This window comes from Mycobacterium sp. (assembly GCF_019247615.1).
In the GTDB taxonomy this organism is placed as follows: Bacteria; Actinomycetota; Actinomycetes; order Mycobacteriales; family Mycobacteriaceae; genus Mycobacterium.
This window is the reverse complement of the sequence record NZ_JAFBAT010000247.1, coordinates 1-8,483: the sequence shown is the minus strand read 5'-3', so window position 1 is coordinate 8,483 and position 8,483 is coordinate 1. Positions and strand designations below refer to the sequence as shown.

6 protein-coding genes and 1 pseudogene are annotated in these 8,483 nt (G+C 68.0%); 6 read left to right on the top strand and 1 reads right to left on the bottom strand.

Annotated features, from left to right (window positions below; all coding sequences use genetic code 11):
• The 6 genes and pseudogenes from JO059_RS16990 to JO059_RS16965 form a co-directional block, all read left to right on the top strand.
• Positions 1 to 428 (top strand): annotated as a pseudogene (locus tag JO059_RS16990) (hypothetical protein); the annotation flags it as partial.
• On the top strand, positions 425 to 1,366 hold the full coding sequence (miaA, locus tag JO059_RS16985) for a tRNA (adenosine(37)-N6)-dimethylallyltransferase MiaA (protein ID WP_293320742.1): 942 nt from the start codon (positions 425 to 427) through the stop codon (positions 1,364 to 1,366). The pseudogene JO059_RS16990 and the gene miaA, both read left to right, overlap by 4 nt.
• A gap of 56 nt (positions 1,367 to 1,422) precedes the next feature.
• Entirely contained in the window at positions 1,423 to 2,319 is an 897-nt protein-coding gene (gene dapF / locus JO059_RS16980; RefSeq protein ID WP_293320744.1) for a diaminopimelate epimerase, read from the top strand.
• A 46-nt stretch (positions 2,320 to 2,365) separates the two neighbouring features.
• Positions 2,366 to 3,793, top strand: a complete 1,428-nt coding sequence (gene hflX, locus JO059_RS16975; protein WP_293320740.1) for a GTPase HflX — start codon at positions 2,366 to 2,368, stop codon at positions 3,791 to 3,793.
• Positions 3,794 to 3,904: 111 nt separating this feature from the next.
• Positions 3,905 to 5,065 (top strand): acyl-CoA dehydrogenase family protein, encoded by a 1,161-nt coding sequence (locus tag JO059_RS16970; protein ID WP_293320738.1) that lies wholly within the window; start codon positions 3,905 to 3,907, stop codon positions 5,063 to 5,065.
• Positions 5,066 to 5,453: 388 nt separating this feature from the next.
• Positions 5,454 to 7,694 (top strand): hypothetical protein, encoded by a 2,241-nt coding sequence (locus JO059_RS16965; RefSeq protein ID WP_293320736.1) that lies wholly within the window; start codon positions 5,454 to 5,456, stop codon positions 7,692 to 7,694.
• A gap of 36 nt (positions 7,695 to 7,730) precedes the next feature.
• Here the strand turns inward: JO059_RS16965 and lexA are convergent, their stop codons facing one another.
• Positions 7,731 to 8,444, bottom strand: a complete 714-nt coding sequence (gene lexA / locus JO059_RS16960) for a transcriptional repressor LexA (RefSeq protein WP_293320734.1) — start codon at positions 8,442 to 8,444, stop codon at positions 7,731 to 7,733.
• Positions 8,445 to 8,483 lie beyond the last annotated feature (39 nt).

Genomic DNA, 8,483 nt, shown 5'->3' with positions numbered 1-8,483 from the left:
CGCTGTGCGTGCTCTTCGCCGCCTGGGTCCGCGGCATGGCCCAACCCGAGGCCTGCGTCGAAGTCCGCGTCTACTCCGGTGATCATGACGTCAGCACCGCGCTGGCCCTGGGCCGCCGGCTGCGCGCCGAGATCGACCGACAGACCGAACAGACTGGCGTATTGATCGTGGCCGACGGCGCCAACACGCTGACACCGGCCGCGCCCGGCGGCTACCACCCGGACGACGGGGAGGCGCAACTGGTCCTCGACGAAGCGCTAGCGAACGGCGACATCGCCGCCCTGACCCGGCTACCACCGCGGATCCCGGGGCGTGTCGCGTTTCAGGTGTTGGCCGGTCTGGCCGAGCCGGGGCCGCGATCCGCCAAAGAGTTCTACCGGGGAAGGCCCTACGGCGTGGGATATTTCGTCGGCGCCTGGCAGCTGTGAAACGAACCGGACGTCCACTGGCGATCGTCGGGCCTACGGGCACCGGCAAGTCGCAACTCGCCCTCGATGTCGCCGAGCGGCTCGGCGGCACGCTCAGTGCCGAGGTCGTGAACGCCGACGCGATGCAGCTGTATCGCGGTATGGACATCGGCACCGCCAAACTGCCCCCCGAAGCGCGCCGCGGCATCCCGCACCATCAACTCGACGTCCTCAAGGTGACCGAGACCGCCACCGTCGCCCGCTATCAGCGGGCCGCGGCCGCGGATATCGAGGCGATTGCGGCCCGCGGCGCGGTGCCGGTGATAGTCGGTGGCTCGATGCTCTACATCCAGTCGCTGCTCGACGACTGGTCGTTTCCGGTGACCGACCCTACCGTGCGGGCGCGCTGGGAGCAGCGGCTCGCAGAAGTCGGGGTGGGCCGGTTGCACGCCGAGCTGGCCCGCCGCGACCCGGCGGCGGCCGCGGCGATCCTGCCCACCGATGGCCGCCGCACCGTGCGCGCCCTGGAAGTCGTCGAGCTCACCGGGCGGCCGTACGCCGCGTCGGCGCCGCACATCGGTGCGCCCCGCTGGGACACCGCGATCGTCGGATTGGACTGCGAGACCACGATTCTCGATGAGAGATTGGCCGCGCGTACGGACGCGATGTTTGACCAGGGCCTGGTCGACGAGGTGCGCGCGCTGCTGGGCGACGGCTTGCGGGACGGCGTCACCGCCTCGCGGGCCCTGGGCTACGCGCAGGTGTTGGCGGCCCTCGACGCCGGGGGCGGACCCGACGCGTTGCGCGCAGCGCGGGAGCAGACATACCTCGGCACGCGACGCTACGTGCGGCGACAGCGGTCGTGGTTCCGTCGTGATCACCGGATTCGTTGGCTCGACTCCGCCGACCGCGACGGCCTCGTCGACGGCGCGTTGCGAGCGTGGCGGCAAGTACCCTGAACTGGGGCTCGGAAGTTTTGGAGCCGGCGTGGGACCGGCATGGAGGAGTGGCGCACGTGATCTTCGCCAAGGGCCACGGCACCGAGAACGACTTTGTGCTGCTGCCCGACCTCGAAGCCCGACTGGCGCTCACGCCCGGCCGGGTGGCCGCGCTGTGCGACCGGCGCCGTGGGCTGGGCGCCGACGGGGTGCTGCGGATCACCCGGGCGGGCGCGGCCGTCACGGCCGGCGTGCTCGAGCGCCTGCCCGACGGCGTCGGCGCGCACGACTGGTACATGGACTACCGCAACGCCGACGGGTCCACCGCGCAGATGTGTGGCAACGGGGTGCGGGTGTTTGCGCACTACTTGCGGGCCGCGGGTCTGGAGTCGCGGGACGAGTTCGTGGTGGGATCACTGGCCGGCCCGCGGCCGGTGACGCTGCATCGCACCGGCGAGACCAACGCCGACGTCACCGTCGACATGGGTAAGGCGAACCGGCTCGGCAGTGGCGGAGCGGCTTTTGAGGCAGTGGTCGGCGGCCGGCGGTTTGCCGGCTTCGGGGTCGATGTGGGCAACCCGCATCTGGCATGCGTAGACCCGCAGCTGGGGATCGAGGGCCTCGCCGCCCTAGACGTGGCCGCGCCGGTCCGGTTCGACACCGCCCAGTTTCCCGACGGCGTCAACGTGGAGGTGCTCACATCGCCGGCATGGGGACCGGACGGGGGATGGGTCCGGATGCGCGTCCACGAACGCGGAGTGGGTGAGACCCGCTCGTGCGGAACCGGGACCGTCGCGGCGGCGGTCGCCGCGCTGACCTATGCCGGTGCCGACACCGGAACCCTCACCGTGCAGGTGACCGGCGGCGACGTCGTCGTCACCATCACCGACGCGACCAGCTACCTGCGAGGGCCGTCGGAGCTGGTGGCCCGGGGTGAGATCAGCGAGGAATGGTGGCACGGACAGGAGCGTTAAATCGGATGCGCGACACCGGCTCGCCGCGCATCATTGCTTATTGCCTATGACATATCCCGAAATTCCCCATTACGAATCGTCCCTTGCGCCGCCGAGCACCGGGGAGCTCGCCCTCGAAGACCGCTCGGCGCTGCGCCGGGTCGCGGGGCTGTCCACGGAACTGGCCGACGTTTCCGAAGTCGAGTACCGCCAGCTGCGGCTGGAGCGCGTGGTGCTGGTGGGCGTGTGGACCGAGGGCAGCGCGGCCGACAACCGGGCCAGCATGGCCGAGCTGGCGGCCCTGGCCGAGACCGCGGGCTCACAGGTGCTCGAAGGCCTCATCCAGCGCCGCGACCGGCCCGACCCGTCAACCTATATCGGCTCGGGGAAGGCGCAGGAGCTGCGTGAAGTGGTGCTGGCGACCGGCGCCGACACCGTCATCTGCGACGGCGAGCTCTCGCCGGCGCAGCTGACCGCCTTGGAGAAGGCCGTGAAGGTCAAAGTCATCGACCGCACGGCGCTGATCCTGGACATCTTCGCCCAGCACGCCACCAGCAGGGAGGGCAAGGCGCAGGTGTCGCTGGCCCAGATGGAGTACATGCTGCCGCGGCTGCGCGGCTGGGGTGAATCGATGTCGCGGCAGGCCGGTGGCCGCGCCGGCGGCAGCGGCGGGGGAGTGGGCCTGCGCGGGCCCGGTGAGACCAAGATCGAGACCGACCGGCGTCGCATCCGCGAACGGATGGCGAAGCTGCGCCGGGAGATCAAGCACATGAAGCAGGCCCGCGACACCCGGCGCAGCCGCCGGCTGAACAGCGACATGCCGTCGATCGCGATCGTCGGCTACACGAACGCCGGCAAGTCCAGCCTGCTCAACGCGCTGACCGGAGCCGGCGTGCTGGTACAGGACGCCTTGTTCGCCACCCTGGAACCCACCACGCGACGTGCGGAGTTCGATGAGGGCCGGCCGTTCGTGCTCACCGACACCGTCGGCTTCGTGCGCCACCTGCCAACCCAGCTGGTCGAGGCGTTCCGCTCCACGCTCGAGGAAGTCGTCGACGCCGACCTGCTGGTGCATGTCGTCGATGGCGCCGACGTCAACCCGCTGAACCAGATCAATGCCGTCCGCCAGGTGATCTCCGAAGTGATTGCCGACCATAACGGCGATCCGCCGCCGGAACTCCTGGTGGTCAACAAGGTGGACGCCGCAAGCGATCTGATGCTAGCCAAGCTTCGCCATGCGCTGCCGGGGGCGGAATTCGTCTCCGCACGCACTGGCGAGGGCGTCGAGGCCCTGCGGCGGCGGATGGCCGAGCTGGCTGTCCCCGACGACACCGCCGTGGACGTGGTGATCCCGTACGACCGGGGTGACCTGGTGGCTCGCCTGCATGCCGGCGGCCGCGTCCAGCAGCAGGAGCACAGCGCCGACGGCACCCGGATCAGGGCCCTGGTTCCGGGGGCGCTGGCCGCTAGCCTGCGCGAGTTTTCCGCCCGCTAGTTTCCGCGTGCTGCGCCGCGACCACAATCCGCGCGCCAGCCGCCGACCAACCGGCTGGTTGGTATATGTTGGCGGAAGGTCCCATTCGCGCCCGGATCAGCGAGGTTTCCCATGAGCGGTGCCGTCAAGTACCAGCGCACTCTTTTCGAGCCCGAGCACGAGTTGTTCCGTGAGTCGTACCGCGCCTTTCTCGACCGGCACGTGGCGCCCTTCCACGACGAATGGGAGAAGGCCAAGATCGTCGACCGCGAAGTCTGGCTGCAGGCCGGCAAGCAGGGCTTCCTCGGGATGGCGGTCCCCGAGGAGTACGGCGGCGGCGGCAACCCCGATTTCCGGTACAACACGATCGTCACCGAGGAGACCACCGCCGGGCGCTACAGCGGGATCGGGTTCGGCCTGCAGAACGACGTGGTCGCTCCGTATCTGCTGCGGTTGGCCACCGAGGAGCAGAAGCAGCGCTGGCTGCCTAAGTTCTGCAGCGGCGAGTTGATCACGGCCATCGCGATGACCGAGCCGGGCACCGGCAGCGACCTGCAGGGCATCAAGACCCGCGCGGTCAAGCAAGGGGATCATTACGTGCTCAACGGGTCAAAAACCTTCATCACCAACGGGATCAATTCGGACCTGGTGATCGTGGTCACGCAAACCGATCCCGACAAGGGTCCGCAGGGCTTCTCCCTGCTCGTCGTCGAACGGGGTATGAAGGGCTTCGAACGCGGCCGCCATCTGGACAAGATCGGACTGGAGGCGCAGGACACCGCCGAATTGTCGTTCACCGACGTGCATGTGCCGGCCGAAAACCTGCTCGGTGAGGAGGGCATGGGGTTCGTCTACCTCATGCAGAACCTGCCGCAGGAGCGGATCTCGATCGCGATTATGGCGGCAGCCGCAATGGAGACGGTGCTGAACGAAACCCTGCAATACACCAAGGAGCGCAAGGCCTTTGGGAAGCCGATCGGCAGTTTCCAAAACAGCCGCTTCGTGCTGGCTGAGCTTGCGACGGAGGCCACGGTGGTTCGCGTCATGGTCGACGAATTCATCCGGCTGCACCTCGAAGAGAAGCTGACCGCCGAGCAGGCCGCGATGGCCAAGTGGTACTCCACCGAGAAGCAGGTGCAGTTGATCGACCGCTGTCTGCAGCTGCACGGCGGCTACGGTTACATGCGCGAATATCCCGTCGCCCGAGCCTTTCTCGACGCTCGGGTGCAGACGATTTACGGCGGCACGACCGAGATCATGAAGGAGATCATCGGCCGCAGCCTCGGGGTCTAGTCTTCTCGACGGTGAAATGTGCTGCCGCCCTGAATGGCCCAAATTCCCTCGCCTGGTTGGGTAGCTGGGCGAGCACGTAACGATTCGCGTACCGTCGGCGCATGTGTTTCTCGTATGTGGGCTGCCTGGCAACATATCGGGCCACATATCGTCGGGCGGTGCAGAGCGGCGCTGGTGAGCGTCCGGACGGGCTCGCCAACGGGACACCCCCGGGGCGCTGCCCGGCATCATTTCAACATCGGCGCGGTATCCGTTTTCGTAAAATTCCCGGATCGACTTCGCATTTCTCGTTTGCCGGGGCAAAGTTATGCGAGCTTGGCGATAATGCGGGTCGTAAAAGGGGCCTATCCATCGGCTGGGAGGCTTGGTGACCGGGCAGAGAGGTCGAATGCGCAGGCTGGTAGGGCGCGCGCTGGTCAGCGTGGCGACCACCGTGGTTGCTGCCGCATTGCTGGCGCCCGCCGCGGGCGCGTCCCCGATAGGCGACGCCGAGGCCGCGATGATGGCCGCCTGGGACAAGGCCGGCGGCGCCGGTTCACCGCTGGGCGCCAGGAAGGGCGACGTTTATCCCGCCGGCACGGGCTTCGCCCTGGACTTCGACGGCGGCAAGATGTTCTACACCCCCGATACCGGTGCCAGATTCGTCTACGGGCCGATCCTGGACAAGTACGAGTCGCTGGGCGGCCCGGTCGGCAGCGATCTAGGGTTCCCCACCATCAACGAGGTTCCGGGCCTCGCGGGACCGGACAGCCGAGTGGCGACCTTCTCGGCCAGCGACAAACCCGTGATCTTCTGGACGTCCGAACACGGCGCCTTCGTGGTGCGCGGCGCGATAAATACCGCGTGGGACAAGCTCGGCAGTTCCGGCGGCGTCCTGGCTGCCCCGATCGCGGGTGAAACCTACGACGGAGATGTCACGTCCCAGAAGTTCAGCGGCGGTCAGATTTCCTGGAACCGGAAAACCAACGAGTTCGCCACCACCCCGCCGGCCCTGGCCGACCAGTTGAAGGGCCTGCAGGTGGAAATCGATCCGCCGGCGGCCATCAACATGGCCTGGCGTGCTGCCGGCGGCGCCGGCGGTCCGCTGGGAGCCAAGCAGGGGGGGCCGTATCCGATCGGCGGCGACGGCATGGCCCAGAACTTCGCCGGCGGCAAGGTTTACTACAGCCCGGCCACGGGTGCGAACGCTGTCGAGAGCGACATCCTGGCCAAATACGAGTCGCTGGGCGGGCCGGTCGGCAGCGACCTCGGCTTTCCCACCGCCAACGAGTCCGACGGCGGGCTGTCGCCTTCCAGCCGGATTGCCACGTTCTCGGCGGCCGACAAGCCGGTGATCTTCTGGACCCCGGATCACGGGGCGTTCGTGGTCCGTGGCGCGATGAAGGCCGCCTGGGACAAGCTCCGCGGTCCCGTCGGCAAACTGGGTGCCCCGGTGGGCGATCAGGCCGTGGACGGCGACGTCGTTTCCCAGCAGTTCACCGGCGGCAAGATTTCCTGGAACCGGGCAAAGAACGCGTTCACGACCGATCCGGCGAACCTGGCTCCCCTGTTGTCGGGTCTGCAGATACCGGGCCAGAACCAGCCGAGTACCTCGGCGATGCCCGCTCATGGCAAGAAGTTCGCCTGGCAGTGGTGGTGGCTGCTGGCCGCTATTCCGGTATTGGTGTTGCTCGTACTGGCGGCGCTGTTGGCGGTGGGATGGCGTCGGCGTCGCTCTCGCCGCGCCACCCTTGCGGGCCGGTCGGAGCACGACGTGGATGCCGGCTACGGCGCTGGCGTCGATGAGCACTGGGACCACCTCGACGACGATCTCGCCACCGAGCACCTCTCGTTTCGTGATCTGCACCCGCCCGAGAACGGGCGACCGCACGATGCCGGGCCGGCCCAGAATGCCGAGTCAGAAGAGGAGCACGGCGGCGAAGTCTCGCCCGAATCCCACGACGCGCCAAACTATTTCACGGATCCGATCGGGTATGAAGAGGAGAACCCCGACGCGGTCGACACCGATTCCATCCCCGTCGTCTGGGAGGCCGTGCTGGCCGAGGCCGGCTACTCGGAGGCCCCCGGGGAGGCTGGCTACCGGGAGGCCGGTTACCCGGAGGCCGACTACGCCGACACCGCCTACGAGGACGAGGGCTATCCCGATGCCGGCTTCCCGGACGTCGCGGTCCCGCGCACCCCGCCGGATGTCGCGCCGGATGCCGGTTACGCCGCTTATGCCGGTTATGCCCGTACCGGCGCCCCGGACAGCGCCGAACCGGATGCCGGTTATCCGGATATCGCGGTCCCGCATGCCGCTCCGGATGTTGCATATGCCGCCCCCGCGGCCGACGACGAAGACGCCGCGGTGTCCGATGCCGTCGCAGTCACCCCAGAGCCCAGAACCGGGCGGCACGCCGCGGTCGACATCGAGGACGACGGCCCGGACCCGGCCCTCGCGGGGCGCCCGACCATCCACCTGCCGCTGGACGATCCCTATCAAATGCCCGACGGTTACCCGATCAAGGCCAGTGCGCGATTCGGGCTCTACTACACCCCAGGTAGCGAGCTCTACCACGACACGCTCGCCGAAATTTGGCTGTCCAGCGAAGAAGTCGCGCAGGCAAACGGCTTCATCAAAGCAGACTAGGCCGTTACGGCCGAGCCTTTCCCTAACCTCCGGCCGCTATATCCGGCGTATCACGGTGACGACCTTGCCCAACACCGTTGCATCGTTACCCGGAATGGGGTCGAACGCCGGGTTGTGCGGCATCAACCACACCTGACCGCCCGCGCGTTTGAACGTCTTGACGGTGGCTTCGCCGTCGATCATGGCGGCGACGATGTCGCCGTTGTCGGCGACATGTTGCTGGCGCACGACGACCCAGTCGCCGTCGCATATCGCGGCCTCGACCATCGAGTCGCCCACCACCTTGAGCAAAAACAGCGTGCCCTCACCGACCAACTCCCGCGGCAACGGGAAGACGTCTTCGACAGCTTCTTCGGCGAGGATCGGCCCACCCGCCGCGATGCGCCCGAGGACGGGGACATAGGTGGGTTCGGGCAGGGCGTCCGATCCGGCGACGTCGGTGAGGACGGCGGGTGCCGCCGTCTCCTCGGCCCCGCGGACGTCGACGGCGCGCGGTCGGTTCGGGTCGCGGCGCAGGTACCCCTTGCGTTCCAAGGTGCGCAGCTGGTGAGCCACCGACGAGGTCGATGTCAATCCGACCGCGTCCCCGATTTCCCTGATGCTCGGCGGGTAACCGCGGCTGGAGACCGATGCCCGGATGACGTTGAGAATGGTGCGTTGCCGTTCCGTCAGCGTTGGATCCGCGGGGGGCAACCGGCCTCCGGCACCAGCGGATGAGCCGGTTGATGGGGTGTCGCTGCTGTCGCTCATGCACTGAATGTAACCCCACGGCGCACGAGAATCAAACAT